The sequence below is a fragment of the Acidovorax sp. GW821-FHT10A04 genome, assembly GCF_059415825.1.
This window is the reverse complement of record NZ_JBWKNZ010000001.1, coordinates 686,513-711,705: the sequence shown is the minus strand read 5'-3', so window position 1 is coordinate 711,705 and position 25,193 is coordinate 686,513. Positions and strand designations below refer to the sequence as shown.

At 68.7% G+C, this 25,193-nt stretch carries 27 protein-coding genes; 9 read left to right on the top strand and 18 right to left on the bottom strand.

Going from position 1 to position 25,193, the window contains the following annotated elements:
• The first annotated feature begins 10 nt into the window (after positions 1–10).
• From AC07PF_RS03210 to AC07PF_RS03200, 3 genes are read left to right on the top strand one after another with little or no spacing between them, the layout of a single operon-like run.
• Positions 11–1,036 carry an ABC transporter ATP-binding protein gene (locus AC07PF_RS03210; protein WP_494610867.1) on the top strand — a complete coding sequence of 342 codons (1,026 nt, stop codon included), beginning with the start codon at positions 11–13 and terminating at the stop codon, positions 1,034–1,036.
• Positions 1,033–1,908: an ABC transporter permease gene (locus AC07PF_RS03205; RefSeq protein WP_494610866.1), complete on the top strand. Its 876-nt coding sequence runs from the start codon at positions 1,033–1,035 to the stop codon at positions 1,906–1,908. The genes AC07PF_RS03210 and AC07PF_RS03205 overlap by 4 nt, the downstream gene beginning before the upstream one ends.
• 34 nt (positions 1,909–1,942) lie before the next feature.
• Positions 1,943–2,137, top strand: coding sequence for a DUF2905 domain-containing protein (locus tag AC07PF_RS03200; RefSeq protein ID WP_007856530.1), 195 nt, complete (start codon positions 1,943–1,945; stop codon positions 2,135–2,137).
• Positions 2,138–2,148: 11 nt separating this feature from the next.
• On the opposite strand, the gene otsA is transcribed toward AC07PF_RS03200, so the two are convergent.
• Genes otsA through otsB form a run of 3 tightly spaced genes read right to left on the bottom strand, consistent with a single transcriptional unit; the run spans position 2,149 to position 6,144 of the window.
• Positions 2,149–3,528: an alpha,alpha-trehalose-phosphate synthase (UDP-forming) gene (otsA, locus tag AC07PF_RS03195; RefSeq protein WP_494610865.1), complete on the bottom strand. Its 1,380-nt coding sequence runs from the start codon at positions 3,526–3,528 to the stop codon at positions 2,149–2,151.
• 58 nt (positions 3,529–3,586) lie between these two features.
• The gene (locus AC07PF_RS03190) at positions 3,587–5,410 is read right to left on the bottom strand and encodes a glycoside hydrolase family 15 protein (protein WP_007856532.1); all 1,824 of its coding nucleotides are present in this window, start codon (positions 5,408–5,410) and stop codon (positions 3,587–3,589) included.
• Entirely contained in the window at positions 5,407–6,144 is a 738-nt protein-coding gene (gene otsB / locus AC07PF_RS03185) for a trehalose-phosphatase (RefSeq protein WP_494610864.1), read from the bottom strand. The genes AC07PF_RS03190 and otsB overlap by 4 nt, the downstream gene beginning before the upstream one ends.
• A 238-nt stretch (positions 6,145–6,382) precedes the next feature.
• Here otsB and trxC point away from each other — a divergent pair, with 238 nt between their 5' ends.
• Positions 6,383–6,823, top strand: coding sequence for a thioredoxin TrxC (gene trxC, locus AC07PF_RS03180; protein WP_145694756.1), 441 nt, complete (start codon positions 6,383–6,385; stop codon positions 6,821–6,823).
• Positions 6,824–7,000: 177 nt separating this feature from the next.
• On the opposite strand, the gene AC07PF_RS03175 is transcribed toward trxC, so the two are convergent.
• Genes AC07PF_RS03175 through AC07PF_RS03160 form a run of 4 tightly spaced genes read right to left on the bottom strand, consistent with a single transcriptional unit; the run spans position 7,001 to position 9,413 of the window.
• Positions 7,001–7,483 carry a DoxX family protein gene (locus tag AC07PF_RS03175; RefSeq protein WP_494610863.1) on the bottom strand — a complete coding sequence of 161 codons (483 nt, stop codon included), beginning with the start codon at positions 7,481–7,483 and terminating at the stop codon, positions 7,001–7,003.
• Positions 7,480–8,265: an HvfC/BufC family peptide modification chaperone gene (locus AC07PF_RS03170; RefSeq protein WP_494610862.1), complete on the bottom strand. Its 786-nt coding sequence runs from the start codon at positions 8,263–8,265 to the stop codon at positions 7,480–7,482. The genes AC07PF_RS03175 and AC07PF_RS03170 overlap by 4 nt, the downstream gene beginning before the upstream one ends.
• A complete protein-coding gene (gene bufB, locus AC07PF_RS03165) occupies positions 8,256–9,095 on the bottom strand; it encodes an MNIO family bufferin maturase (protein WP_494610861.1) in 840 nt (279 codons plus the stop codon). Before bufB ends, AC07PF_RS03170 begins: the two co-directional genes overlap by 10 nt.
• A 24-nt stretch (positions 9,096–9,119) precedes the next feature.
• Positions 9,120–9,413 (bottom strand): BufA1 family periplasmic bufferin-type metallophore, encoded by a 294-nt coding sequence (locus AC07PF_RS03160; RefSeq protein ID WP_007856539.1) that lies wholly within the window; start codon positions 9,411–9,413, stop codon positions 9,120–9,122.
• Positions 9,414–9,627: 214 nt separating this feature from the next.
• On the opposite strand from AC07PF_RS03160, the gene AC07PF_RS03155 reads away from it, so the two are divergent.
• Positions 9,628–10,170 (top strand): sigma-70 family RNA polymerase sigma factor, encoded by a 543-nt coding sequence (locus AC07PF_RS03155; protein WP_007856540.1) that lies wholly within the window; start codon positions 9,628–9,630, stop codon positions 10,168–10,170.
• The gene (locus tag AC07PF_RS03150) at positions 10,167–10,808 is read left to right on the top strand and encodes a DUF1109 domain-containing protein (RefSeq protein ID WP_007856541.1); all 642 of its coding nucleotides are present in this window, start codon (positions 10,167–10,169) and stop codon (positions 10,806–10,808) included. The genes AC07PF_RS03155 and AC07PF_RS03150 overlap by 4 nt, the downstream gene beginning before the upstream one ends.
• Positions 10,809–10,817: 9 nt before the next feature.
• Here AC07PF_RS03150 and AC07PF_RS03145 read toward each other — a convergent pair whose 3' ends face one another.
• On the bottom strand, positions 10,818–12,059 hold the full coding sequence (locus tag AC07PF_RS03145) for a multifunctional CCA addition/repair protein (protein ID WP_494610860.1): 1,242 nt from the start codon (positions 12,057–12,059) through the stop codon (positions 10,818–10,820).
• Positions 12,060–12,146: 87 nt separating this feature from the next.
• Here AC07PF_RS03145 and AC07PF_RS03140 point away from each other — a divergent pair, with 87 nt between their 5' ends.
• Complete coding sequence (locus AC07PF_RS03140) at positions 12,147–12,602, top strand: hypothetical protein (protein ID WP_494610859.1); 456 nt, start codon at positions 12,147–12,149, stop codon at positions 12,600–12,602.
• Positions 12,603–12,609: 7 nt separating this feature from the next.
• On the opposite strand, the gene AC07PF_RS03135 is transcribed toward AC07PF_RS03140, so the two are convergent.
• From AC07PF_RS03135 to AC07PF_RS03125, 3 genes are all read right to left on the bottom strand, one after another.
• Positions 12,610–12,918: an NIPSNAP family protein gene (locus AC07PF_RS03135; RefSeq protein ID WP_494610858.1), complete on the bottom strand. Its 309-nt coding sequence runs from the start codon at positions 12,916–12,918 to the stop codon at positions 12,610–12,612.
• A 10-nt stretch (positions 12,919–12,928) separates the two neighbouring features.
• Positions 12,929–13,615, bottom strand: coding sequence for a glutathione S-transferase family protein (locus AC07PF_RS03130; RefSeq protein WP_494610857.1), 687 nt, complete (start codon positions 13,613–13,615; stop codon positions 12,929–12,931).
• Between the two features lie 107 nt (positions 13,616–13,722).
• On the bottom strand, positions 13,723–13,986 hold the full coding sequence (locus AC07PF_RS03125) for a hypothetical protein (RefSeq protein ID WP_494610856.1): 264 nt from the start codon (positions 13,984–13,986) through the stop codon (positions 13,723–13,725).
• Here AC07PF_RS03125 and AC07PF_RS03120 point away from each other — a divergent pair.
• Positions 13,967–15,610, top strand: a complete 1,644-nt coding sequence (locus AC07PF_RS03120; protein ID WP_494610855.1) for a sensor domain-containing diguanylate cyclase — start codon at positions 13,967–13,969, stop codon at positions 15,608–15,610. The two genes, AC07PF_RS03125 and AC07PF_RS03120, sit on opposite strands and share 20 nt — an antisense overlap.
• Positions 15,611–15,750: 140 nt before the next feature.
• On the opposite strand, the gene AC07PF_RS03115 is transcribed toward AC07PF_RS03120, so the two are convergent.
• Complete coding sequence (locus AC07PF_RS03115) at positions 15,751–16,323, bottom strand: 5-formyltetrahydrofolate cyclo-ligase (protein ID WP_007856547.1); 573 nt, start codon at positions 16,321–16,323, stop codon at positions 15,751–15,753.
• 14 nt (positions 16,324–16,337) lie between these two features.
• Here AC07PF_RS03115 and AC07PF_RS03110 point away from each other — a divergent pair, with 14 nt between their 5' ends.
• Positions 16,338–18,320 (top strand): lytic transglycosylase domain-containing protein, encoded by a 1,983-nt coding sequence (locus tag AC07PF_RS03110; protein ID WP_494610854.1) that lies wholly within the window; start codon positions 16,338–16,340, stop codon positions 18,318–18,320.
• Between the two features lie 34 nt (positions 18,321–18,354).
• Here AC07PF_RS03110 and AC07PF_RS03105 read toward each other — a convergent pair whose 3' ends face one another.
• The 6 genes from AC07PF_RS03105 to AC07PF_RS03080 all read right to left on the bottom strand — a co-directional run bounded on the left by AC07PF_RS03105 (position 18,355) and on the right by AC07PF_RS03080 (position 25,186).
• A complete protein-coding gene (locus AC07PF_RS03105; RefSeq protein ID WP_494610853.1) occupies positions 18,355–19,032 on the bottom strand; it encodes a Fe2+-dependent dioxygenase in 678 nt (225 codons plus the stop codon).
• An 87-nt stretch (positions 19,033–19,119) separates the two neighbouring features.
• Positions 19,120–21,483 (bottom strand): catecholate siderophore receptor Fiu, encoded by a 2,364-nt coding sequence (locus AC07PF_RS03100; RefSeq protein WP_494610852.1) that lies wholly within the window; start codon positions 21,481–21,483, stop codon positions 19,120–19,122.
• A gap of 293 nt (positions 21,484–21,776) precedes the next feature.
• Positions 21,777–22,736 carry an MBL fold metallo-hydrolase gene (locus AC07PF_RS03095; RefSeq protein WP_494610851.1) on the bottom strand — a complete coding sequence of 320 codons (960 nt, stop codon included), beginning with the start codon at positions 22,734–22,736 and terminating at the stop codon, positions 21,777–21,779.
• Between the two features lie 97 nt (positions 22,737–22,833).
• A complete protein-coding gene (gene rbsD, locus AC07PF_RS03090; RefSeq protein ID WP_494610850.1) occupies positions 22,834–23,223 on the bottom strand; it encodes a D-ribose pyranase in 390 nt (129 codons plus the stop codon).
• Positions 23,220–24,176: a ribokinase gene (rbsK, locus tag AC07PF_RS03085; protein WP_494610849.1), complete on the bottom strand. Its 957-nt coding sequence runs from the start codon at positions 24,174–24,176 to the stop codon at positions 23,220–23,222. Before rbsK ends, rbsD begins: the two co-directional genes overlap by 4 nt.
• Positions 24,173–25,186, bottom strand: coding sequence for a LacI family DNA-binding transcriptional regulator (locus AC07PF_RS03080; protein ID WP_494610848.1), 1,014 nt, complete (start codon positions 25,184–25,186; stop codon positions 24,173–24,175). The genes rbsK and AC07PF_RS03080 overlap by 4 nt, the downstream gene beginning before the upstream one ends.
• Positions 25,187–25,193 lie beyond the last annotated feature (7 nt).

Below are 25,193 nucleotides of genomic sequence, written 5' to 3'. Positions count from 1 at the left end.
GCCTCCTGGCATGAGCGAGCACACCATCCGCCTGGGCCCTTTCTCGCCGCCGCTGCAGAGCGAACGCACGGCGCTGGAGGCCGAGGCCGAGGCCCAGGCGCTGGGTCAGGCTGCGGGCGAGGGCCGTGCCGCCCCCGTGTCCACCCAGCCAGGCGCCGCCTTGCTGCAGGTGCAGGGGGTGAGCATCGACTACCGCACGCGCGAGCGCGTGGTGCGTGCCACGCACCGCGTGGGTTTCGACGTGCATGCGGGCGACCGCTTCGTGCTGCTCGGTGCCTCGGGTTGCGGCAAGTCCACCTTGCTCAAGTCGATTGCTGGCTTCATCGCGCCCAGCGAAGGGCAGATCCTGCTCGACGGCCGTGCCGTCACACGGCCCGGGCCCGACCGGGTGGTGGTGTTCCAGGAGTTCGACCAGCTACCGCCGTGGAAGACGGTGCGCGACAACGTGATGTTTCCGCTGCTGGCCTCGCGCAGCGTGGGCCGCAAGGAGGCGGCCGAGCGCGCGGCGCTCTACATCGACAAGGTGGGGTTGTCCAAGTTCGCCGACGTGCACCCGCACCAGCTCTCGGGCGGCATGAAGCAGCGCGTGGCCATTGCCCGCGCGCTGGCCATGCAGCCCCAGGTGCTGCTGATGGACGAGCCCTTTGCCGCGCTCGACGCCCTCACGCGCCGGCGCATGCAGGAGGAACTGCTCTCGCTGTGGGACGAGTTCCGCTTCACGCTGATCTTCGTCACGCACTCCATCGAAGAGGCGCTGGTGGTGGGCAACCGCATCGCCATCCTTTCGCCTCATCCGGGGCGGTTGCGCGCCGAGGTCAACAGCCACCAGTTCGGGCTGCACAGCCTGGGCGGCACCGAGTTCCAGGCCACGGCCCAGCGCATCCACCGCCTGCTGTTCGACGAGCCCGCCGCCGGCGCCGTGCCAGGATCGGTACAGGCCGATGCCGAAGCCCTGGCGCCCGGCCGCCAAGGTGGCGTGCTGCTCATCCCCCCCCAGCGGCGCGCGGGCGCGCTGCCTTTCCAGATTTCCGTATGAGCGCTTCGTTGTTGACCCCTCCCGTGCGCCCCGAGTTCGAGCGCAGCCTGGAGCCGCTGGGCGGCATTGCGCACGTGCAGCCGCTGCCCCTGGCCGCGCGCATCTGGCAGCAGGCCTGGGTGCGCAAGCTCGTGATCCTGGCGGTGCTGGCCGTGCTGTGGGAGGTGGTGGCGCGCTGGCAGGACAACGACCTGCTGCTGCCCACCTTCCTGCAGACCGCCAAGGCGCTGGTGGAGGGCCTGGCCTCAGGCGAGCTGATCGCCAAGACGGCGATCTCGCTGTCGGTGCTGCTCAAGGGCTATCTCGCGGGCATCTTCGGGGCCTTCGTGCTCACCACGCTGGCCGTGTCCACCCAGTTCGGGCGCGACCTGCTGTCCACGCTGACCTCCATGTTCAACCCCCTGCCGGCCATCGCGCTGCTGCCACTGGCGCTCTTGTGGTTCGGCCTGGGGCAGGGCAGCCTGGTGTTCGTGCTCATCCACTCGGTGCTGTGGCCGCTGGCGCTCAACACCTATGCGGGTTTCCAGTCCGTGCCCGAGACGTTGCGCATGGCCGGCCGCAACTACGGCCTCACCGGCATCCGCTACGTGCTGCAGATCCTGGTGCCGGCCGCGCTGCCCTCCATCCTGTCGGGACTGAAGATCGGCTGGGCCTTTGCCTGGCGCACACTGATCGCAGCCGAGCTGGTGTTCGGCGCATCATCGGGCAAGGGGGGGCTGGGCTGGTACATCTTCCAGAACCGCAACGAGCTCTACACCGACAAGGTGTTCGCGGGCCTGGTGCTGGTGATCCTGATCGGCCTGGCGGTGGAGAGCCTGGGTTTCCACACCTTGGAGCGCCTGACCGTGCGCCGCTGGGGCGTCCAGCGCTGAGGTCAGGACAAGCCGCACGCCCTACACTCCGGGCATGTTCCGCTGGTTCCTCGTTGTCTTTCTTGCGCTGATGTTCATCAGCTGGCTCTCGCCCATGCTGCGGCGCATCGGCTTTGGCAAGCTGCCGGGCGACCTGCGCTTCCGGTGGCGGGGGCGCGAGTGGGATATCCCCCTTGCCTCCACGTTGCTGCTGAGTTTCGTGGCCAGCCTGATCGCCAAATTCATCTGAAGGACGGTTGATCAGTCGCCCGCGGTCTGCAGCGCGGCCAGGAAGGCCTTGCGCCACCAGTGCACGTCATGCTCGCGGATGCGCGCCATGAGCTTGCCGTGCCGCGCCTGGCGCTCGGCCAGCGGCATCTGCAGCGCGTGCTGGATGCTGTCGGCCGTGCCCTGGGTGTCGTAGGGGTTCACGAGCAGGGCTTCCTTGAGCTGCTCGGCCGCGCCGGCAAAGCGCGAGAGCACCAGCACGCCCGGGTCCTCGGGGTCCTGTGCGACCACGTATTCCTTGGCCACCAGGTTCATGCCGTCGCGCAGCGGCGTCACCAGGCCCACGGCCGCGGCGCGGCACAGGCCGGGTACGCGCTTGCGGGCCACGGTGCGGTGGATGTAGCGCACCGGCATCCAGTCGAGTTCGCCATAGTCGCCGTTGACCGATCCGCACAGGCCTTCGAGCTCCTGGCGCAGGTCCGAGTAGGCATGCACGTCGTCGCGCGAGGGCGAGGCGATCATGATCATCGTGGCGCTGTTGCGATTCTCGGGGTAGCGGTCGAGCAGCTCGCGGTAGGCGCGCACGCGGTGCGGTATGCCCTTGGAGTAGTCGAGTCGGTCGATGCCCAGCAGCAGGCGCCGGCGCGAGTACTCGTCGCGCATGTTCTCGTAGGTTTCCACCGCGTCGGGGGCCTGCGCCAGGCGCGTGAATTCGTCCACGTCGATGCCGATGGGAAATGCCTGGACCTGCACCGTGCCGCCGAAGGCGCGCAGCCGCTGGGCGCCCACCTCCTCGGCACTGCCCTCGTTGCGCACATAGCGCGTGAAGTGCGAGACATCGGCCTCGCTCTGCAGGCCCACCAAGTCGTAGGCGAACAAGGAGCGCATCAGCCACTCGTGCTGCGGAATGGCTGCCATGATGAGCGGCGGCGGCATGGGGATGTGCAAGAAGAAGCCGATGCGCTGGCGGCAGCCCATGGCGCGCAGCTCGGCAGCCAGCGGGATCAGGTGGTAGTCGTGCACCCAGATGACATCGTCGTCGCGCAAGAGCGGCAGCAGCTTGCGCGCGAACATCTGGTTGACGCGGCGGTAGCCCGCGATGTAGCTGGCGTTGAAATCGGCCAGGTCCAGCCGGTAATGGAACACTGGCCAGAGCACGCTGTTGCTGTAGCCCTGGTAGTAGGCGTCATGGTCTTCGTGGCACAGGTCCACGGTGGCCAGGGTCACGGGCCCCGCCTGGCGGGTGTGCAGTTCGCCTTCTCCTGGCGTGCCGCCTTCGACGACGGTGCCACTCCAGCCGAACCAGAGCCCTCCGGTCTGGTTGAGGGCTTCGCCCAGCGCAACGGCCAGGCCGCCTGCAGCCGCCTTGCGTGGATCGGCAAGGCGGTTCGATATCACAACAAGTCGACTCATCCCGCCATCATCCCTGCGGATGGCGGCGCGGCCTGTGGGACAGGGCCGCGACCGGTGTTCAAATCACGCTGTCCCACTTGGCCGACAGGCGCACTGCTGCGTTGATCACTCCCACCATCGAGTAGGTCTGCGGGAAGTTGCCCCACATCTCCTGGGTCTCGGGGTGTGTGTCTTCCGACAGCAGGCCCAACGGGTTGCGTGCGGCGAGCATGGTCTCGAAGATGGCCCGTGCCTCGTCCTTGCGGCCGATACGCGCCAGCGCGTCGATGCGCCAGAAGGTGCAGATGTTGAAGGCCGTCTCGGGCTTGCCGAAGTCGTCGGCGGCCTCGTAGCGGCGCATGTAGGGGCCGTCGCACAGGCTCTTTTCCATGGCCTCCACGGTGCTCACGAAGCGCGGGTCCTTGGGGTCGATCAGGCCGACCTCGGCCATCAGCAGCACGCTGGCGTCGAGCTCGTTGCCGCCAAAGCTTTCGGCAAAGGCCTGGCGCGATTCGCTCCACGACTTGGTGATGATCTCCTCCTGCATGCGCTGGGCATGGCCGTGCCAGTATGCGGCACGGTCGGGCAGGTTCAGGACGGTGGCGATCTTGGCCAGGCGGTCGCAGGCCGCCCAGCTCATGAGGGCCGAGGAGGTGTGCACCCGTGCCCGCGTGCGCAGCTCCCACATGCCGGCATCGGGCTGGCCGTACACGCGCACCGCGTTCTCGCCCACCTGCTCGAGCCGCGTGAACTCGCCCAGGCCCGCGCGGTGCAGAAGCCGGTGGTCGTGGAAGGCCTGGGCCGCACCGAGCACGATGTTGCCGTACACGTCGTGCTGGAAATGCTCGGCCGCCTGGTTGCCCACGCGCACCGGGCCCATGCCGCGGTAGCCGGCCAGCTGCGGCATCATGGATTCGGGCAGCTCGCGCTCCAGGCCGATGCCGTACAGCGGCTGGATGTGGCCGCTGCCGGCATCCACCACCACGTTGCTCAGCCAGCGCAGGTAGTCCTCCATGGTGCCGACTTCGGAGATGCTGTTGAGCGCGCGCACCACGAAGAAGGCGTCGCGCAGCCAGCAGTAGCGGTAGTCCCAGTTGCGCCCGCTGTGGGCCGACTCGGGGATGCTGGTGGTCATGGCCGCGACGATGGCGCCCGTGTCCTCGTACAGCGAGAGCTTGAGCGTGATGGCCGCACGGATCACCGCGTCCTGCCACTCCAGCGGCACGGCCAGCGCCCGGCTCCAGCCGCGCCAGTAGGAGGTGGTCTCCTGCTCGAACAGGCGCGCCGTGTCGGCGATGCCGTCGAGCAGGCTCTCATCGGCCCCCAGGATGAAGTTGTGCTCGCGCGTGAGCACGAAGGGCTGGCCCGAGAGCACGTGCGAGACCGGTGCGTCGGTGGACAGGCGCAGCGCCATGCTGCCGCCCACGTAGCGGATGTGGTTGCTGCCGCGCGTGATCTGGGGCTCGCTCTGACCCCAGTCGTAGCGCACCTTGATGGCCACGCGGATGCGCGGCGAGCCTTGGATGGGCCGCACCCGGCGAACCAGCGTCATGGGCCGGAAGAAGCGCGAGCGGCTGAAGAAGCGCGGCGCGAAGTCGGTGATCTCCACGCCATGCCCGGCCTTGTCGAACAGCTGCGTGCGCAGGATGGCGGTATTCGGTTCGTACCACTGGTGCGCCGACGCCATGTCCTCGATCTCGATGGCGAAGTGGCTGCCCTCGTCGCCCGGCTGCAGCAGGGCGTTGAAGACCGGGTCGCCATCGAAGCGTGGCAGGCAGCACCAGACCATGCGCGCATGGTTGTCGATCAGGGCGCTGATGGCGCAATTGCCGATCATGCCCAGGTTGAGCGAGCCCTGCTGCGGGTCCACGGCTGCGGTGTTGTGGTCGTTCGTGGTGGTCATCGTGCGCGCTCCCAGGAGGTTCGTGCCGCCGACAGCCAGCCGCGCAATGCGGCCGGCGTCATGCAGCGGTGGTGTGCCTGCGTCGGGCCTTCGCCCACCTTGATGCCCCAGCCGCCCAGGGCATGCACGGCGGCAAAGCCGGCTTCGTCGGTCACGTCGTCACCCGCGAAGACGGGCACGCGGCCGGCGAACGGCGGCTGGGTCATGAAGTCGGTGATGGCCTGGCCCTTGTCCACGCCCCGGGGCTTGGCTTCGAACACGAACTTGCCCTCCATGAGCTCCAGGCCGTGCACCTTGCGCAACGCAACGAGCATGGTCTCGCGGCACAGGTCCTCCAGGTGCGGTGCCAGCCGGTAGTGCAGGGCCACGCTGGCGCGCTTGGGTTCGACCAGCAGGCCGGCGTACTGCACGGCCAGTTGCGTGGCGGCCTGCAGCACGGGCTCCAGGTTGGGCGGGGCGATGGCCGGGCGCGAGCCGTCGGCCAGGCGGTACTGCGATCCGTGCTCGCTGGCCACGGGCAGGCACAAGGGATCCAGGAAATGGTCGATATCGCTCTCGCGCCGGCCCGTGACGATGGCCAGTGCGCCATCGAGGTGCGTGCTCAGCGCCGCGAGGGTGGGTACGAGGCCCGAGGAGATGCGCACGGCCTCGGGCCGGGGCGCCATCTCGGTAAGGGTGCCGTCGAAATCAAGGAAAAGCGCATGGGCTGTTGTCAGGGATGGGAGCAGCTGCATGTGGCGGCACCTTAGCAGACGGGTAGGTGCCTTGCCAGCGTGCCACAGGTGCGGTGCGGGCACCTCGACAGCGCCCCGTTCGCGCCGCAAAGCCGCGCCAGGCTTGGGCCCGTGCGCAATGGGGGCTTGCAAAGCGCGCGCTGCATCCCCATTGTCACAAGATGAAAATGGCCATTTGTCTTACAAGCAGCACTACCCGCCCAGCGCACGCTGCGGCGTGCCCCACGGAGATTTTTGCGTGACCGAAGAAGCATCACCCCACATCGTCTGCCCCCACTGCCACACCACCAACCGCGTCAAGCGCGCCGACTTGGAGCAAGCCCCCGATTGCGGTAGTTGCCACCAGCCCCTGTTCGCCGGTGCGCCCGTGGCACTCGACGGCACCTCGTTCGACAAGCACATCGGCCGCAGCCACCTGCCGGTGGTAGTGGATTTCTGGGCACCCTGGTGCGGCCCCTGCCTGCAGATGGCACCGGCCTTCGCCCAGGCCGCGCGCGACCTGGAACCCCAGGTGCAACTGGCCAAGCTCGACACCGAGGCCCACCAGGCGATCGCGGGCCGCTTTGGCATCCGCAGCATTCCGACCATGATCGTCTTCAAGGAAGGGCGCGAGGCCGCTCGCGTCTCCGGTTCTATGAACGCCAGCGACATCGCGCGCTGGGTGCGAAGCGTGGCCTGAAGTGAGCACCCCCTGAGTCGCTTCGCGCCTTCACCCCTCTCTCGCATTGCTGCGCAATGCGGGAGGGGGACGCCCCCAGCGCGGCGGGGCGGCCCTTGCGCGGGGGCGCTGGCTTGGGCCGCGCCAGTTTCCATGCGTCCCGGGTGGCGCGAGCGCATTGAATCAACAACCGGCTCCTCAGCGGACGCCCAGGGCGTGGTCCAGCGAGATGCTGCCGGCACCGCGCCCCGCCAGGTACAGCAGCAGCCCGGCCCATGACAGGTGCGTGGGCCAGGCATCCGGGTAGACGAAAACCTGGATCACCAGCGTCATGCCCAGCAGCGCCAGTGCCGACAGGCGCGTGCACAGGCCCAGCATCAGCAGCACCGGGAACGCGTGCTCGGCCACGGTGGCCATCTGCGCGGCCAGCTCGGGCGGCAGCAGGGGCAGCTTGTACTCCTCGCGGAACAGCAGGTAGGCGCTGTCCGAAATGGTGAACCAGCCCTCGACCTTGGTGCGTGCCGACAGCCAGAAGATCGCCGCGATGCCGAACCTGCTGACCAGGCCCAGGAGGCTGTGCGGGGTGAGCCAGGTGAGCGCATCGGCCAGCCGGCCCAGCCAGTGGCGCGGTCCGGTGGCGGGTACGGTGGGTGTGACCTGGGGAAATGGGGTGGTGCTCATGGGGTCTCCTCGTCAATAAGGGATGGGGCGCACAGTGCGCCGGCCTGCAGCAACTGCGCCATCAATGCGCTCAGATCGGCTCCAGGGTCTGTCTGCAATGCGCTGGCCGCGGCCAGCGCAAGGGGTTGTGCTGCAGCGCAGGCATCCATGAAGGCCATGCCTGCCCGTGGCAGCGGCATCCACTGCACGGCGCCCTCGGGGCGGGTGAGCAGCGCGCCATCGCCCTGCCAGGCCAGGTCGGCATCCATCGGCGCGCCCTCGCGCTGGCGCTGCCACAGGGCGCTGGCCGGGTGCTCCTCGCTCCAGGCCCAGCGCGCGGCGGGGTGGGGCGCCAGGCACAGCCCCGCCAGGTCCTCGGGGGCCTGCCGGGCCAGCCAGCCTGCGTCGGGCACCGGCGCGTCGGCGGCCAGGTGGCTCTCGGTCCAGCAGCGGTCCAGCCGCGCCACGCCGGGCAGGTAGGGCAGGCCAGCCGCAGGACCGAAGCGGTGCAGGAAGGCGGCGAAGCCTTCGCCATAGGCCATGAGCCGGCCATCGTGTGGCGGCTGGTCGCGCACGAAGCGGTCTGCCGCCGCGCGGAACCAGGGCTCGCCCACGAGCGCGCAGACGGTGGGGTAGTTGGCCTGCAGCGCGTCGATGCAGGCCTTGCGCACGGTGTTGCGGTACACGGCAAAGCCGGTTTGCGCCTGCAGCGCGGCCAGCCAGGGTGCGGCCTGCGCGGGGTGGCTGGTCGTCGGTGGCAGCAGCGCTGTGGACAGGCCGTCCTGGAAGGTGCTCAAGCGCATGGCAGGACCTCCTTGGTGAGCGTTGCATGGGCACGGCCGCGCTCGGCAAGCAGCACCTCGAACACCGGCAACTGGTCGTCGCGCTCGATCAGCGTGGGCAACGGGCCCGTGGTGGCGATCACACGCTGGTACAACGCCCACACGGCGTCGGCCACCGGGGCATCGTGGCTGTCGATCAGCAGCGCGTCGCCCAGCGCCGGGTCGGCATGGTGGCCCGCCAGGTGGATCTCGGCCACGGCATGCAAGGGAAAGGCGCCGAGGTAGTCCTCGGCGCGGGTGCCCAGGTTGTGGGCGCTGATGAAGGCGTTGTTCACGTCCAGCAGCAAGGCGCAGCCGGTGCGCCGCACCAGCTCGGCCAGGAAGTCGGTCTCGGCCCAGTCATGGCCATCGATGTGCAGGTAGTGCGTAGGGTTCTCGATGGCGATGGGGCGCTGCAGCACGTCCTGCGTGCGCGCGATGTTGGCGGCAATGCGTGCCAGCGCCGCGTGGGTGCGCGGAAACGGCAGCAGGTCCGGCAGGTAGTGGCCGCGCCAGGTGGACCAGGCCAGATGCTCGGAAACGATGGCCGGCTCGATGCGCCGCGCCAGGGCTGCCAGGCGCGCCAGGTGCACCTCGTCGGGCGGCGCGTCGGCCGCCAGCGACAGCGATACCCCGTGCAGAGCCACCGGGTGCTGCGCGCGGATGGCCTCGAGCCAGGCCAGGCGCGGACCGCCCTCGGCCAGGTAGTTCTCGGGGTGCACCTCCCACCACAGGCCCGGCTCCTTGCAATGCACGGCGTCGGTGTAGTGCTGGGGCTTGAGCCCCAGGCCGGCGGTGAGCGGCGCAGCCATGGCGGGCGGTCCTGCGGGGTGAAATCAGCTCTTCATGGGCGTCAGCGTGCCCATGCCCTTGGGCGTCTTGATCGATGCGCAGGTGCCGGCGGGCACGAACTTCCAGGCGTTGGCCTGGTAGTCCACCTTGGAGGTGCCGGCGCAGGTGGTGCCGGCGCCAGCGGCGCAATCGTTCTTGCCGGCCATGGACACGCCATAGCACTTCTCCATGGCGGGCTTGGCTGCGGCATCGGGGGCGGGCTTGGTCTGGGCCAGGGCAGCGCCGGAGGCCAGGGCTGCGAGTGCCAGGGCGCCGAGGGTGAGGGTGGGTGAGGTCATGGCGGGTTCTCCGTGGATGCTGAAAGGGGTTGTGGAAAGGGACAGGCAAACAGACCGGAGGACGTGCGGGATGCGCCATGGCCGCCGATCTGCGTTGTAATTCGCGCAGGCAGGCTGGCGGGTTACACCGCCGCAGAAAAAATGGGCAAAGACTTTTTTTGCCTCCGCTGTAACCCGGCGGCCCGTGGCTGCGAATACATGTCAGGGAGAGAACATGGACATCGAAGAAAGGCTGCGCGGTTTGTTGCTGCTGGGGCTGGCTGCCGATGCGGCGGCCTACCAGCGGTTTCTGAAGGAACTGAGTGCGCACCTGCGCGCGTTCCTGCGGCGCCGGCTGGCCCAGCGGCCCGACGAGGTCGAGGACCTGGTGCAGGAGACGCTGCTGGCGGTGCACAACCAGCGCCACACCTACCGGCCCGAGATGCCGGTGACGGCCTGGGCGCATGCGATCGCGCGCTACAAGCTCATCGACTGGCTGCGCTCGCACCGGGTCAAGGAAGGGCTCAACGACCCGCTGGACGATGCCAACGAGATGTTCTCGACCAGCGACAGCGATGCGGCCCAGGCCCGGCGTGACCTGGGCCAGTTGCTGCAGACGCTGCCGGACCGCCAGCGCTTGCCCATCGTGCATGTGAAGCTCGAAGGCCTGTCGGTGGTGGAGACGGCGCAACTCACGGGGCTGTCGGAATCGGCAGTCAAAATCGGCGTGCACCGGGGGCTCAAGGCCCTGGCCGCCAAGATCAGGGGAATGGCATGAGAACCGAAGAATTGATCCAGTTGCTGGCCACCGATGCCGGCCCGGTGCCGGCCCGGGCCATCGAGCGCCGCTTTGCCATGGCCTCGGTCGCCGGCATCGCCGGGGCGGCCGTGCTCATGGCCGCGGTGTTCGGCGTGCGGCACGACCTGGTGCAGACCATGGGCCTGCCCATGTTCTGGGGCAAGCTGGTGTTTGCCGCCGCGCTGGCTGCCGCCGGTATCGCCCTGCTGCGCCGCATGGCGCGCCCGGGCATGGCGGTGGGCCGTGCAGCGGCCTTGCTGGCCGTGCCCCCGCTGCTGCTGTGGGGCATGGCGGCGGGCGCCCTGTCGCAGGCCGATCCGGCCGAGCGCATGGCGCTCATCCTGGGCAGCACCTGGCGCAGTTGCCCGTTCAACATCGCGCTGCTGTCGGTTCCGGCCTTCATCGCCAGCTTCTGGGCCTTGAAGGGTGCGGCCCCCACGCGCCTGGGCTGGGCCGGAGCGGGTGCCGGCCTGCTGTCGGGTGCACTGGGGGCGCTGGTCTATGCGCTGCATTGCCCCGAAATGGCCTCTCCCTTCATCGCCGTGTGGTACCTGGCTGGCATGGCCTTGCCCACGGCGCTGGGCGCCGTGCTCGGGCCCCGCCTGCTGCGCTGGTAGCCCAGGCCCTCAGGCGGGGTTGGCGGCCAGCCACTGCGCCACGGCCTGCACGCGTGCCTGGTGGATCAGGTCGCCGACCTGCGGACCGGCCAGGCCTTTCGCAGCGGCCTTGGCTGCAATCTCGCGCGTGACCACCGACTGCGCGGCTGCCAGCACGGCCAGCAGGCGCGGGCGCTGCGGGTAGGGGTTGTCTTCCATGCCCAGGCGGCCACGCGCATCGCATTCGCAGGCCAACAGGATGTCGGGCAGCCGGCTTGGCTTGCGCAGCGCGTCGCAGCGCTCCAGCAGGCGCACCAGTGGGGCGGCAGCCAGATCGCCGCTGCGGTGGATGTTGCCGTGCTCGCGCGCCACCACGTCGGCGATCTCGCGGCAGTCCACGGGCACGCGCAGGCGCTCGGCCAGGTCCTGCAGCAGCTCGGCGCTGCGCCGCTCGTGGTCGATGTGGCGTGGCAGCACGTCGACTGGCGTCGTGCCCTTGCCCAGGTCGTGCGCCAGGCAGGCAAAGCGCACGGTGAGGGGCGCATCGAGCCGCGCCGCCATGTCCAGCACCATCATCAGGTGGATGCCGGTGTCCACTTCGGGGTGGTGCTCGGCGCGCTGGGGCACGCCCCACAGGCGTGCCACTTCGGGCAGCAGCACCTGCAAGGCGCCACACTCGCGCAGCACCTCGAACATGCGCGAGGGTTTCGCTTCCATCAGCCCGCGTGCCAGTTCCTGCCAGACGCGTTCGGGCACCAGGTGGTCCACTTCGCCCTCGGCCACCATCTGTCGCATCAGGTCCAGGGTTTCCGGCGCCACGCTGAAGTCGGTGAAGCGCGCGGCGAAGCGCGCCAGCCGCAAGATGCGCACCGGGTCTTCGCGGAAGGCATCGGTCACATGGCGCAGCAGGCGCGCCTGCAGGTCCTTCTGGCCGTGGTACGGATCGATCAGGGTTTCCGGATCTTCGGGGCTTTGGGCGATGGCATTGATGGTCAGGTCGCGCCGCGAGAGGTCTTCCTCCAGCGTCACCTCGGGCGAGCTTTCCACCACGAAGCCGCGGTAGCCGCGCCCGCTCTTGCGTTCGGTGCGCGCCAGCGCATACTCCTCGCGCGTCTCCGGGTGCAGGAAGACCGGGAAATCGCGGCCTACGGGCAGGTAGCCCTCGGCCAGCATCCGTTCGGGCGTGGCGCCCACCACCACCCAGTCGTGGTCATTCACGGGGCGCCCGAGCAGCGCGTCGCGCACGGCGCCCCCTACCATGTAGATTTGCATGGCGGCAGTGTAGGGGAGCTGCCGGCAAGAGCGCCAATACGTTGTCAGGCCGTATAGTGCGTCCCTCACCAGCCCACGGTCGGCGCCATGTCCATCTCCTCGTCCCTCACCATCGCGCAACCCAACCCCGACGGCAGCATTCCCGTGCCCACGCCGCCCGATGCTGCGGCCAATGCCGCGGCCGAGGCCCTGCAGCGGGAAGCGCAGTTCGAGGCGATGCAGGCCCAGCTGGAGACTCTGCAGGAGATCCTGGCCAAGCCGCTCAATGAGATCCTGGCCGACCGCGACAAATTCAGGGAGACCGCCGCGGCCTGGGATTCCTTTGGTGCCATGTGGATGCTGTCGCAGCGCGCCATGAAGCGCGTCGCGCTGGACCTGGCGGCCCAGCAGGGCGTGGACGAGGAGGAGGTGGTGGCCCGCGCCATGCGCCACGCCAATGCAGTGCTCAATGGCGATGGCGAGGACCTGGGCGGTATCGTCGCCCAGGTCCAGCTGGCGCACATCGCGCGCCACCGGGCGCTGCTGCGCAAGCAGTTCCGGTAGGCAGCTCCTAGGAAAACACCGGGCGGAAGAAGCTGCGCTCGTAGCTGATGATGCAGCCGGTCTCTTGCGCATAGCGGAAGGCCGCCTGGCAGTCAGCATCTTCCATGGACCGCTGGCGGTAGACCTCGTACGAGGCCAGGCTCTCGAAGGTGAACAGCGCCAGCGCGATGTTGTTGGCGCCCTCGCTGGGCATGAAGTAGCCGTGGTGCTGGCCGCCGAATTTCTCGACCAGCGGGATCCACAGCTTGCCGTAGTGCTCGAATTCCTTGAGCTTGGACGTGTTCAGCACGTAGCGCAGGTAGATGGTGACGGCCATGCGCTGCTCCTCAAACGTGGCGCAGGCGGTAGGGCTCCTCGAAATCGAGGAAATCCTTCTCGGCCAGGGCACCGTCGATCCAGGCCTTCACACCGGGCAGGGCGCGCACGCGCTGCACGTAGGAGGCGATCTGCGGTGGCAGGGGCAGGGCGTAGCTGTGCAGGCGCATGCACACGGGGGCAAAGTAGGCGTCGGCAATGGTGAACTCGCCGAACAGCAGCGGCCCGCCATGCTCTTCGAGCAGGGCACTCCACATGGCCACCAGGCGCTCCACGTCGGCGCGCACGGCGGCCTTGTCGCGCCAGATCAGCGCGCCGGTCTCGGCCAGATCGGCCTCGACGTTCATGGGGCAGTTGCCGCGCAGGGCGGTGAAGCCGCTGTGCATTTCGGCACACACGCTGCGGGCGCGGGCGCGCGCCTTGGCGTCCGCAGGCCAGAGCTTCTTGTCGGGATGGGTCTCGGCCACGTACTCGGCGATGGCCAGGGTGTCCCAGACGACCAGGTCCGCGTCCACCAGCACTGGCACCTTGCCTGTGGGGCTCACGGGGCTGATGGCCCGCTTGAACTCCGAGTCGGCTTCGAAACTGTCGAAGCGCACGCGGATTTCTTCAAAGTCGATGCCGGCCTGGCGCAGCAGCACCCAGGGGCGCATGGACCACGAGGAGTAATTCTTGTTACCGATGTAGAGCTTGGGCATGGTGGCACTCGGATGGTGATTGCAAAGGGAGGCAAGACTTCCATGCTAACGCTCCCCAGGAGCCTGCATCAATGACCGATGAGAGGGCTTTTGATGCAATTCATGCATCAAAGCCGAACTTGTCCCCTTTTTTGCAACGCTTGAAAACGGGGTGGTGCGGCACAATCGATGGTTTTGCGGGCAGTGTTCTCTTTCGATCCCTCTGGGTCGGTGTCGTTGATGCGGTCGTCGTCTTTTTTGTATTTTTTCTTCAGGGCCCTGTGCCTGCTGATGCTGGTGGCCGTGCTGCCCGCTGCCGCCCAGGCGGCGGAGCGCGATGTGCCGGCCTCCCTCTCCGTGAAGGCTGGCGGCATGCCCATCGTGCCGTTCATGGGCATGTTCGAGGACAAGGGCCGCACGCTGGACATCGAACAGGTGCGCACCCCGGAGCACGAGGCCCGCTTCGCTTACCCGGACAACCCCCTGAAGGGCGCCGAATCGGACCGGGTGCTCTGGTTCCGTGTGCGCCTGCAGCTGGCCGATCCGGCCGATGCCCTGCGCGAGTTTCTGCTGCTGGTGCCCACCGTGTCCACGCACGAACTGCGCTTTTACGGCCCCTACAACGCCCAGGGCCGTGCGCTGGCCGAGCCCGTGGTGACCGGCATGCGCCACCCCTGGGCCACGCGCCCGGCGGATTCGGAACAGATGGCCTGGCGCTTCAGGCTGCCCGACGACCAGGTGTACACCGTGTACTTCCGGGTCGAATCGACCTTTGCCCGCTTCTACGCAGCCCGTGTCTGGGACCTCGCGGACTACCTGCAGGACACCCAGGACAAGCGCATGTTCGATGGCGTCTGCTATGGCCTGCTGATGGGCCTGGCGGTCTTCAGTACGGTGATGCTGCTGGTGTTCCGCGAGAGCATCTATGCCTGGTATCTGGTGTCGTGCATCGGCGCGCTGCTCGCGCTCGCGGGCTTCAACGGGCACACGCTGCGCTACCCGTTCGCCCACTGGCCCGCGGCCGCTGGCTTCTTCTACAGCATGGCGCCGCCCCTGTGGGCCATTTCCAAGCTGATGTTCGGCCGCAGCCTGTTGCGCCTGGCGGACTATGCACCGCGCGTGGACAAGGTGGTGCTGGCCATGGTGGCCGCGCTGGCGCTGGCGGCGGTCTATGGCCTTCTTGGGGCCCATCCGCTGTGGCTCTTCCGCTTGGTGCAGGCCTCGGTGGTGGCCTCCACCGTGGTGCTCACGGTGGGCGCCGTGCTGGCCATGCGGCGGCGCTACTGGCCGGCCGTGTTGTACAGCCTGGGGGTCACCATCCTGCTCCTGGGCATCTGCGCCATCATCGTCGCCAGCTGGGGCTGGGTGGCCTGGACACCCCAGCAGATGGACATGACGCAGACCGTGCTGGTGGCCGAATCCATCGTTTTCGCGGCGGCCATGGCCTCCCGGGTGCGCCTGCTGCGCCGGTCCGAGGAAGCGCTGACCGTGCGCACCCAGGAATTGGTCGAGGCCCTGGGCACCGATGCGCTCACCGGCGCCGCCAACCGCGCGGGCCTGACCAGCCATGGCGAGGCCGCCGTGCGCGCCGGCCAGCCCTTTGCCCTGCTGTTGCTGGACCTCGATGGTTTCAAGGGCGTCAACGACACTTACGGCCACGCCGCGGGCGACGCCGTGCTGGTGGCCATGGTGCGCCGCCTGCGCACCCAGCTGCGCGCGGGCGATCTGGTGGCGCGCCTGGGCGGTGACGAATTCGCGGTGTTGATCGCCGGCAGCCCGCCGCGCGAGGTGATCGCCGCCATGGCCCGGCGCATGGCCGCCAGCGCCGCCGAGCCCCTGGCCTTCGAAGGCCGCTCCCTGGTGGTGGGCATGAGCCTGGGCATCGCCTGCCACCCCGCTGATGGCAGTACCCTGGCCGAACTGTTGCGCGCCGCCGACAGCGCCATGTACACCTGCAAGCGCCGCCCCGAAGGCGGAGACTGCTACGCATTCGCCTCGGAACTGCAGGCAGGCTGAGCCTTTTTGGGGGCCAATTCGTCACCGGCCATGAAAAAGGGCGCACACCCATGCCAGGGCCACCGTTGAACTGGCTTTGCCAGGCCAGGGGTGGCGCGTCCCCCTGGGGGGAAGGCGCGAAGCGCCTCAGGGGGGGCCGCCTAGACAGGCCAGACCACCCCGTTGTCGTTCAGGATCGCGTCCAGCGGCGCATCCCAGGATTCCGGCTCGAACTCGTCCAGGTAGCCATTGGTGAAGCCCAGGCCCACGGTGAAGGGCTTGGGCTGCAGCGTGGCCAGGGTGCGGTCGTAGAAGCCGCCGCCATAGCCCAGCCGGTAGCCGCCGGGCGCATAGCCCACGCAGGGCACGAACAGCAGGGTGGGCACGATGACCTCGGTGTCCTTGGGTTTGGGGATGCCGTAGGCATCCTCTTCCATCGGGCAGCCGGGGTACCAGGCGTGGAAGGTCAGGGTCTTGTGCTGCTTGTTGACCACCGGCAGGCCGATGCGGCGCAGCTGTGGCTCGTCTAGCAACTCACCGTCTTCCTTCCAGCGGTGCAGGGCGGGCAGCGGGTCGAACTCCCCCTTGATGGGCCAGTAGGCGCCGATTACCGTGTCGGGCCGGTTCACCAGCCAGATGCGCATCACTTGCTGTAACAAATCGGCCCGATGTAACCGATCTGGCAAATTCAGGCGTTCTTCTATCAAGGCGCGCCGCAGGGCTGCTTTGTCCATCAGATAATTCCCCCATGCAATTGACTCAGATTCTGACACCGCTGCTGGTCAGCGCCTTGCTGGCCACTGCCGCGCCCCTTGTCCAGGCGCAAACCAAGGCCGACGATACCCTGCTGGAGATGCAGCAGGCGTTCAAGCGCGGCGACCGCAAGAAACTCGAGCAATTGTTGCCCGCCGCGCGTGGCCACGTGCTCGAACCCTGGGCCGGCTACTGGGAGCTCAAGCTGCGCCTGGGCGAGGCACCGCCCTCGGAGATCCAGTCCTTCATGCAGCGCTATGCCGGCAGCTACCAGGAAGACCGCATGCGCAATGACTGGCTGCTGCTGCTGGGCCAGCGGCGCGACTGGGCACAGTTCGCCGAGCAGCACCCGAGCTACCGCATGTCCGACGACCGCGAGGTGCGCTGCTATGCGCTGTTGATCGACGACATCAAGGGCAGCCCCCAGCCCGGGGCCGCCGAGGACATCAAGCGCAGCTGGTACGCGCTGCGCGATGCCGACGATGGCTGCACCCATGCGGCCAGCCAGTTCTACGCGACCAAGAAGATCAGCGCCCTGGACGTCTGGCGCAAGGCGCGCTTCGCGGTGGACGCCAACCGGCCCCGCGTGGCCCGCAATGCGGTGGAAATCGTCGCCCCCGATGCCGTGGCCCAGGTCAAGGAGCTCATGGACGCACCCACCAAGTACCTCACGGCCCGTGCCACGGCCCGGGGCCAGGTGCGACAGGAACTGGTGACGCTGGCCCTGATCAAGCTCGCCGCCGGCGATCCGGACAACGCCGCAGCCCAGCTCGACGGCAAGTGGGGCGTGCACCTCTCGCCCGAGGAGCGCAACTGGGTCTGGGGCGTGATCGGCAAGCAACTGGCGCAGAAGCTGTCGACCGAGGCCAATGGCCAGTTCGCCAAGATCACCCGGGATGCCGACCTCAACGACGACCTGCTGGGCTGGAAGGTGCGCGCCGCCCTGCGCGCCGGCCAGTGGAAGGTGGTGCGCAAGGCCATCGACGCCATGAGCGAGGAAGGCCGCCAGGACAGCACCTGGGTGTACTGGAAGGCCCGCTCCCTGCTGGCCGGCAAACCGAGCGAGGCCGAGCGCGCCGAAGCCCGCCAGCTGCTCGAAGGCATTGCCAGCACGCGCGGCTTCTACGAGCAACTGGCCACGGAGGAACTGGGCCAGCGCATCACCATGCCGCCGGCACCCACCCCGCTCACGCCCGAGGAAAAAGCGGCTGCGCGCGCCAACCCGGGCCTGAACCGCGGGCTGTACGCGATCTTCCTGGGCCTGCGCGCCGAGGGCGTGCGCGAGTGGAACTACGCCACCAACCTGCATGTGCCAGGAGGCATGCCGGACCGCGAATTGCTGGCCGCCGCCGACTTCGCCTGCGCGCGCGAGGTCTGGGACCGCTGCATCAACACCAGCGAGCGCACGCGCAGCGTGATCGAGACCAGCCAGCGCTTTCCCACGCCGTTCCGCGCCGCCGTGGTCGAGCGCGCCACCGGCATCGGGCTGGACCCGGCCTATGTCTACGGCCTGATCCGCCAGGAAAGCCGCTTCATCATGGATGCGCGTTCGCACGTGGGCGCCTCGGGCCTGATGCAGGTGATGCCCGCCACCGCGCGCTGGACGGCCAAGAAGATCGGCATGAACAACTTCACGGCCGACCAGATCAACGACCGCGACACCAACATCGCCATCGGCACGGCCTACCTCAAGCTCGCGCTCGATGATTTCGCGGGCTCCATGCCCATGGCTGCAGCCGCCTACAACGCCGGCCCCGGCCGGCCGCGCAACTGGCGCAACGGCCCGGTGCTCGACGCCGCCATCTGGGCCGAGAACGTGCCCTTCGGCGAAACCCGCGACTACGTGAAGAAGGTGCTGGCCAACACCACCAACTATGCCGCCATGCTTACCGGCCAGCCCCAGTCGCTCAAGGGCCGCCTGGGAACGATCGGCCCGCGCGACGCCGCCGCGCCCGAGGTGAACAAGGATCTGCCGTAAGCAGCAGAACGGCCCCCTCGGGGGCCGTTCCTTTTCAGACTTCCGACCACATTCGCAGCAGGTTGTGGTACTGGCCCGTGAGGGCCACGGTTTCCTCGGTTTCGCCCAGGCGCCCCCGCAGCTTCTGGATGGTCTGGTCCAGCTCGAACAGCATGGCGCGGCGCGCATCGTCGCGCACCATGCTCTGCACCCAGAAGAACGAGCACACGCGCTCGCCGCGCGTGACCGGCTCCACGCGGTGCAGGCTGGTCGAGGGGTAGAGGATCAGGTCGCCCGCGGGCAGCTTGACCTCGTGCGCGCCATAGGTATCCACCACCACCAGCTCGCCCCCTTCGTAGTCCTCGGGTTCGCACAGGAACAGCGTGCACGACAGGTCGGTGCGCAGCGCCGCCCCGTGGGGCAGGGGGCGCATGGCGCCATCGACGTGCAGGCCATAGGTCTCGCCGCCCGCGTAGCGGTTGAACAGCGGCGGCACGGCGCGCAGCGGCAGCGCAGCGGCGAAGTACAGGGGATGCGCGGACAGCGCCTGCTGAATGAGGCGCCCCTGCTCCAGCGCCACGGGCGCGTTCTCGGGCAGTTGGCGGTTGTGCTTGACCCGCGCCCCCTGTGCGCCCACGGTGGCCCGGCCGTCCACCCAGTCGGCCGCATCGATGGCCGCGCGCATGGCGCGCACCTGCTCGGGCGTGAGGACGTTGGGGATGTGCAGCATCATGGCAAATGTCTCCAGAAACGGGAAGGCCCCGGAGTTGCCGGGGCCCTTGGATGGTAGGCAGCTTTCAGGCGGTCATCTTGCGTTCGATCAGAACGTGAAGTTGGCCGTCAGGCGTGCCGAACGGGGGATGCCCGGCGTATAGCGATAGCCGCTCTTGTTGATGGCGGCCACATAGTCCTTGTCGGCCAGGTTGTACACGTTGAGCTGGATGTCCAGGTTCTTGTTGATGCGGTAGGAGGCCATGGCATCGAAGACCCAGTAGGCCTCGGTGTAGGCGGGCGTGCCCACGGCGCCGTCGGTGCCGCGCAGCAGCTTGCCGGCATAGCGTGCGCCGCCGCCGATCGTCACGCCGAAGGGCAGGCGGTAGGTGGTCCACAGCGAGAAGGCGCTCTTGGGCGTGTAGGCCAGCGCGGTGCTGCCATCGGCCGTCTTGGGCGCGCCGCTGAGCACCTTGGTGTCCATGGTGGTGTAGCCCGCGCTCAGCGACCAGTCGTTGGTGATGGCGCCGATGGCGGTCAGCTCCAGGCCTTGCACGCGCTTCTTGCCGGTCTGCACGAAGTTGGCGGCGTTGGTCGGGTCGGTCTCGATGTCGTTGGAGACATCGGTGCGGTACACCGCGCCGGCCAGGGCCAGGCGGCCGCCCAGCACGTCCCACTTGGTGCCGACCTCGATGGTCTTGGCCTTCTGCGGGTCGAACTTGGGGTTGGCCGCGTTGTTGGCGGCTGCGCTCAGCTGGTTGTTGGCACCGCCCGGGGGCTGGGCCGAGGTGGCATATAGCGCATACACGCTGCCGTTGCTGGCAGGCTTGTAGACCACACCGAGCTTGGCGCCGATGAGCGTGTCCGACAGGCTGACCGACGAGGGGGTGAGCACGCCGGCCGGAAGCGCGCCCTGCGTCACGGCGTCGAAGTCGGTCTTGAAGCGGTCCACGCGCAGGCCGCCCGTGACCTGCCACTCGGGCGACAGCTTGGCGGTGTCGAACAGGTAGGCGGCCACGGTGTTGGTCACGCCCTTGGACCAGGCGCCGTTGGCGATGCGGTTGAAGCCCGCCACGTTCGGGTTGGGGTTGTACAGGTTGGCCGCTGGCAGCGAACCGGCCGGCGCATACGTGGTGTTCACGCTAGCAAAGCCCTGGCCGTAGTAGCCCAGGTTGGTCTGCTCCTCGCGCGACAGCTCGAGCCCGGCCGCCAGGTCATGCTGCACCGAACCGGTGTTCACGGTGGTGGTCAGGCTGGTCTGGTTGACGGCGATCTTGTTGACCTGGTTGACGTTGGTCGGCAGGTTGCGCGTCACGGTCCAGGTGGACGGATCGTTCGGGTTCGGCGTGGCCAGCAGGGCCGAGGCGGCCGTGAGCGCACCGGTGGCCGGGAAGCCGCCGCCCATGAAGGCCGTCAGCCGGTAGTCGTTGTGCGTGCGGCCGAAGCGCGTGGTGTTGCGCAGCTTCGTGCCCGAGGCGAAGTCGTGCTCGATGCGCGCCGTGACCATGTCCATGTCCACGTCCGCATAGTCCGAGGTCGTGCCATAGAAGTTGCTCGAATCCACGCGCGCCGCGGTGTTCAGGAAGGGGCGGCGGTTGGCCAGGGCCAGCGCATCCGGCGAGGTGTAGCCGGGCAGGCCGATGGTGGGCACGCCGCCATCGGGCATGTTGTCCTGCTTGACGTGCAGGTAGTTCAGGAACACGCGGGTGGGCGAGTTCAGGCCCAGGGCCAGCGAGGGCGCCACGCCCCAGCGCTTGTTCTTGACCAGGTCGCGGCCGGCGACGCCGGAGTCCTCGGTCATCACGTTCAGGCGGAAAGCGGCGCCGGGGTAGGCTTCCAGGGCCTTGTTCCAGTCCACCGTGCCGCGCTTGTAGGAGGCGCTGCCCGCGCCCAGCGAGGCTGCGAAGCTGTTTTCCAGCGTGGGCTGCTTGCTCACCAGGTTGATGGCGCCCGTGGGGGCCGTGCGGCCGTTGTCGGTGCCGGCCGGGCCCTTGACCACTTCGACCTGCTGGATGTTGAACACGTCGCGCGAGACCGCGCCCAGGTCGCGCACACCATCGACGAAGATGCTGCTGGAGCTGTCGAAGCCGCGCATGTAGATCGCGTCGCCGGTGCTGGTGTTGCCGTTCTCGCCCAGGAAGAAGGTGCTGGCGCCGGGGGTGTTGCGCAGGGCTTCGGTCAGGGTCGAGGCGGCTTGCTCGCGCAGCACCTGCTCCTTGACGACCGAGATGGTCTGGGGCGTGTCCAGCAGCGGCTGGGTGAACTTGGGCGAGGAGACCGTGCCGGCCTTGTAACCCGCATCGCCTGCCGATTCGACCTTGACCTCCGGCAGGGTGGCGCTGGAGGCGGTCTGTGCCTGGGCGGGCATGCCCAGTGCCACGAGGGCCGCTGCTGCAGCCATGCCGACGGGGGTGACTCGCGCGCCCGCGGCGGGGTGTTTGCGGCTCTTGATGTATGTAGTGTTGTGCGCCATGAAAGGTCCGTAGGAGTGAGAAACCGGAACTTGGCTGGCTACAGGGACTACATACAGGAGCGCGCGGCAAAAGCTGCTGCTGCCGCGGGTGTCGGTCGGTGTTGGCTGGCTGGGAACCCGCGCAGCCGAACATGCAGAAGGCTTGCAGGAATGTCAAATGATAACAATTATCATTTGATGGTAGTTACATCTAGCTGCAATGGAGCCCGTGGGCTGGCCAAAAAGTGGCCCGATGTGGCACCGTGGCAACATGCCGAGGTGCGGCAGGGCGCGCAGGCGCGGCCCGCGGGTCTTCAGGCGTTGTGCAGCATGTCGCCCCGGCGCATGGCGGCTCCCGAGCGGACCAGTTCGTCCATCAGGCCTGCGAGCCATTCGCCCTCCGCCTGGTCAGCGAAATGCCGGTTGTGCAGCATGCCGAAGTAGGGCGTGGCCTGTGTCCAGGACCGGAGGTCGGCCAGGCTGATCTGCTGCCACTCGAGCAGCTTGTACTTGAGCAGCACCTTGGCGGCGTAGAGCGCATGCTTGGGCGGGTTGCGCACGAAGCCGTCGAGCCGGCGGCGTGCGCCCTCGATGGCGCGCGGTGCATCGGCGAACACTGGGCCGTGGCCCGGTATCACGGTGCGCGGCGCCAGGCGCTCGATCAAGTCCAGCGTGGCACCCACCTGGGCAAAGGCGTCCTCGCCCTCCAGCTCGGGGAAGACCACGCCGAAGCCGTTCTCCCAAAGCGCGTCGGCCGAGATCAGGATGGCGTCGCGCGGCTCGAACAGCACGATGGAATGGGTGTCGTGCCCCGGCGCGGCATGCACCTGCCAGGTGCGGTCGCCCAGCAGCACGCAGGAACCGGGGTCCAACAAGGTATCGGCACGGAACGGCGGGCACTGCTGGCCGGTGGGCGTGTAGCTCAGGGCATAGGCGTCCCACTGGCGCACGTGCCGGGCCTGGCCGGGCGGTATGGAGGTGAGCGCGCGCGGCCAGGTCTTTTGCAGGGCAGCGTTGCCGCCGCAGTGGTCGCTGTGCAGGTGGGTGTTGAGCACGCGGTCCAGCGGCCTGCCGCCCAGGGCTGCCTGGACCAGCGCCACCGTCTGCTCGGCATGGCTGCAGTAGCCGGTGTCCACCACGGCCGTGTCATGGTGGCCGATGAACAGAATGTTGTTGGCCGACAGCCAGCCGCGTTCCAGCACGGCGATTTCAGGGGGCAGAAAGGGCGTGGCAGAGGCTGGCGTGGACATCGGGAAGGGACTGGCAGATGGCATGGCGCAGCGGGTGGCCCGCTGCTGCGATCTGCCAGCCTAACCCAGCGCAAGCGCCTGCCGGGTTATCCAAAACCCGTGCGTTGCCGCGCAGATTGCTTCAGAACGTCACACCGGCGCACAGGATCACGTTGGCGTAGGGCGTGCATTCCCCCGTGCGTACCATCACGCGGGCCTCGCGGCACAGGCGTTTGAATTCCTCGTGCGGCAGCGCCTCGGGTGCCACGGGCAGGGTGCACCAGCCGGGCAGGGCACCACCTGCGCGCTCCACGGCCTCGGTGGCGATCACCGCGCGCTCGACCTGCATCTCCGCCAGCACCGCCTGCAGCACGTCGGCCAGCGCCGGGATGCCGGGCGTGAGCGCCAGGTCGATGCGCCGCGGGCCGGGCGGAATGGGCAGTCCGACATCTCCGATCACGAGCATGTCGCCGTGGCCCAGGCAGGCAATGGCGTGGGAGAGCTCGGCATGCAGCAGGGTGGTGCGTTTCACAGCGGAATCCAGTCGGGTGGTTGCGGGCTGGCCGCCACGGCGGCCCGGGTGGGTATGGAGGGCTGGGCCCCCGCCTGCGTCACGCACAGGGCGGCGGCGCGGATGCCCTCGCGCACGGCGGCGTTGAGCGGCCCGCCCTGCGCCAGCGCCACGGCCAGCGCACCGAGGAAGGTGTCGCCCGCGGCGGTGGTGTCCACGGCTTGCACGGCCATGCCGGGGTGGTGTGTGCTGCCCAGGGTGTCGGCGGCCACGGCGCCCGCGGCGCCCAGCGTCACCACCACCTGGGCCGGCCCCAGGCCGCGCAGCATCTGCGCGGCCACGGCGGCATCGGCCACGGTCTCCACGGCCGTGCCCGCCAGGGCGGCGGCCTCGACCTCGTTGACCACCAGCGTGTGCACCAGCGGCCACAGACCCCCGGGCAGGCTCTGGATGGGCGAGGGGTTGAGCAGCACCTGGCAGCCCGCCGCATGGGCTTGCTGCGCGGCGGCCAGCACCTGGGGCAGGGGGGTCTCGAACTGCAGCACCAGGCTGTGGGCCTGGTCCAGCACGGCGGCAAGCGCCTGCGTGTCGAGTGCGAAGCGGCCATTGGCGCCCGGCACCACGACGATGCGGTTCTGCCCCGTGGCCTCCACGGTGATGGCTGCCACGCCCGTGGTCTCGGTCGGGTCGGTCTGCACCCCGGCATGGGCGATGCCGTCCTGGTCCAGGCCCGCGCGCAGCGCGCGGCCGTACGCATCGTTGCCCACGCGGCCGAACAGGTGCACCCGGGCACCCTGGCGCGCGCAGGCCACGGCCTGGTTGCCGCCCTTGCCGCCGGGCACCAGGTGCAGCGCCTGGGCCAGCACGGTCTCGCCGGGCCCGGGGGCCTGGGTCACCTGCAGCACCAGGTCCATGTTGAGGCTGCCCACCACGGCGATGGTGGGGGTGTCGTCGTGCTCCGTCGCTCCCGTCATGGCCGTGCCTGTGCGGTGGAGGCGCGCACGCGCAGCTCGGGTTGCAGCATGACCTTGCGCGCGTCCTGGCGCTTGCCGTCGATGCGCTCGAGCAGCATGTCCACCGCCAGTGCGCCGATGCGCTGCTTGGGCTGGGCCACGGTGGTCAGCGGCGGGCTGGTGAAGGCGGTGAGTTCAATGTCGTCGAAACCCACGATGGACAGGGCCTCGGGTACGCGCAGGTCGCGCTCGTGGGCCGCGCACAGTGCGCCCATGGCCATCAGGTCGTTGCAGACGAAGACGGCGGTGGGCGGCTGCTGCGCGCGCAGCACGGCGTGCATGGCCTCGTAGCCGCCCTGGCTGGTGAAGTTGCCGTGCCACAGCAGGCCGTCACCGGTGCCGCAGCCGGCATCGACCAGCGCGGCACGCCAGCCGGCGATGCGCTGCTCGCTGGGCGCAATGCCCTCGGGCCCGCCGATGCAGGCGATGCGCCGGTGGCCCAGCGACAGCAGGTGGCGCGTGGCCAGCAGGCCGCCCTGCATGTGGGCGGTCTCCACCAGGTCGCAGGGTTGCTGTTCGGCCAGTTCGATCTCGCGGTCCACCAGCACGGTGGGGATGGACAGGCCCGCGAGCTGCGTGGGCAGTGTGGCGTCGTGCCCGGTGGAGACGACAATCAGCCCGTCGATGCGGCGCTCGGCCAGCACCTGCAGGTAGCTGCCCTGGCGGTGCGCCTCGTCATTGGTGTTGCACAGGATGAGGTTGTAGCCTGCGCCGAAGCAGCGGTCTTCGACCGCGTGCACGATCTCGGCGAAGTAGGGGTTGGAGCTGTTGGGGATCAGCATGCCCAGCGTGCGTGTGTTGTTGCTTTTCAGGCTGCGGGCAATGGCGCTGGGCACGTAGCCCAGTTCGCGGATGGCTTTTTCCACACGCGCGCGCCCTTCGGGGCTCACGTGGCGTGTGCCGTTGACCACGTGAGACACCGTGGTGACCGATACGTCGGCATGCCGCGCAACGTCCTTGATAGTAGCCATGGAGAAA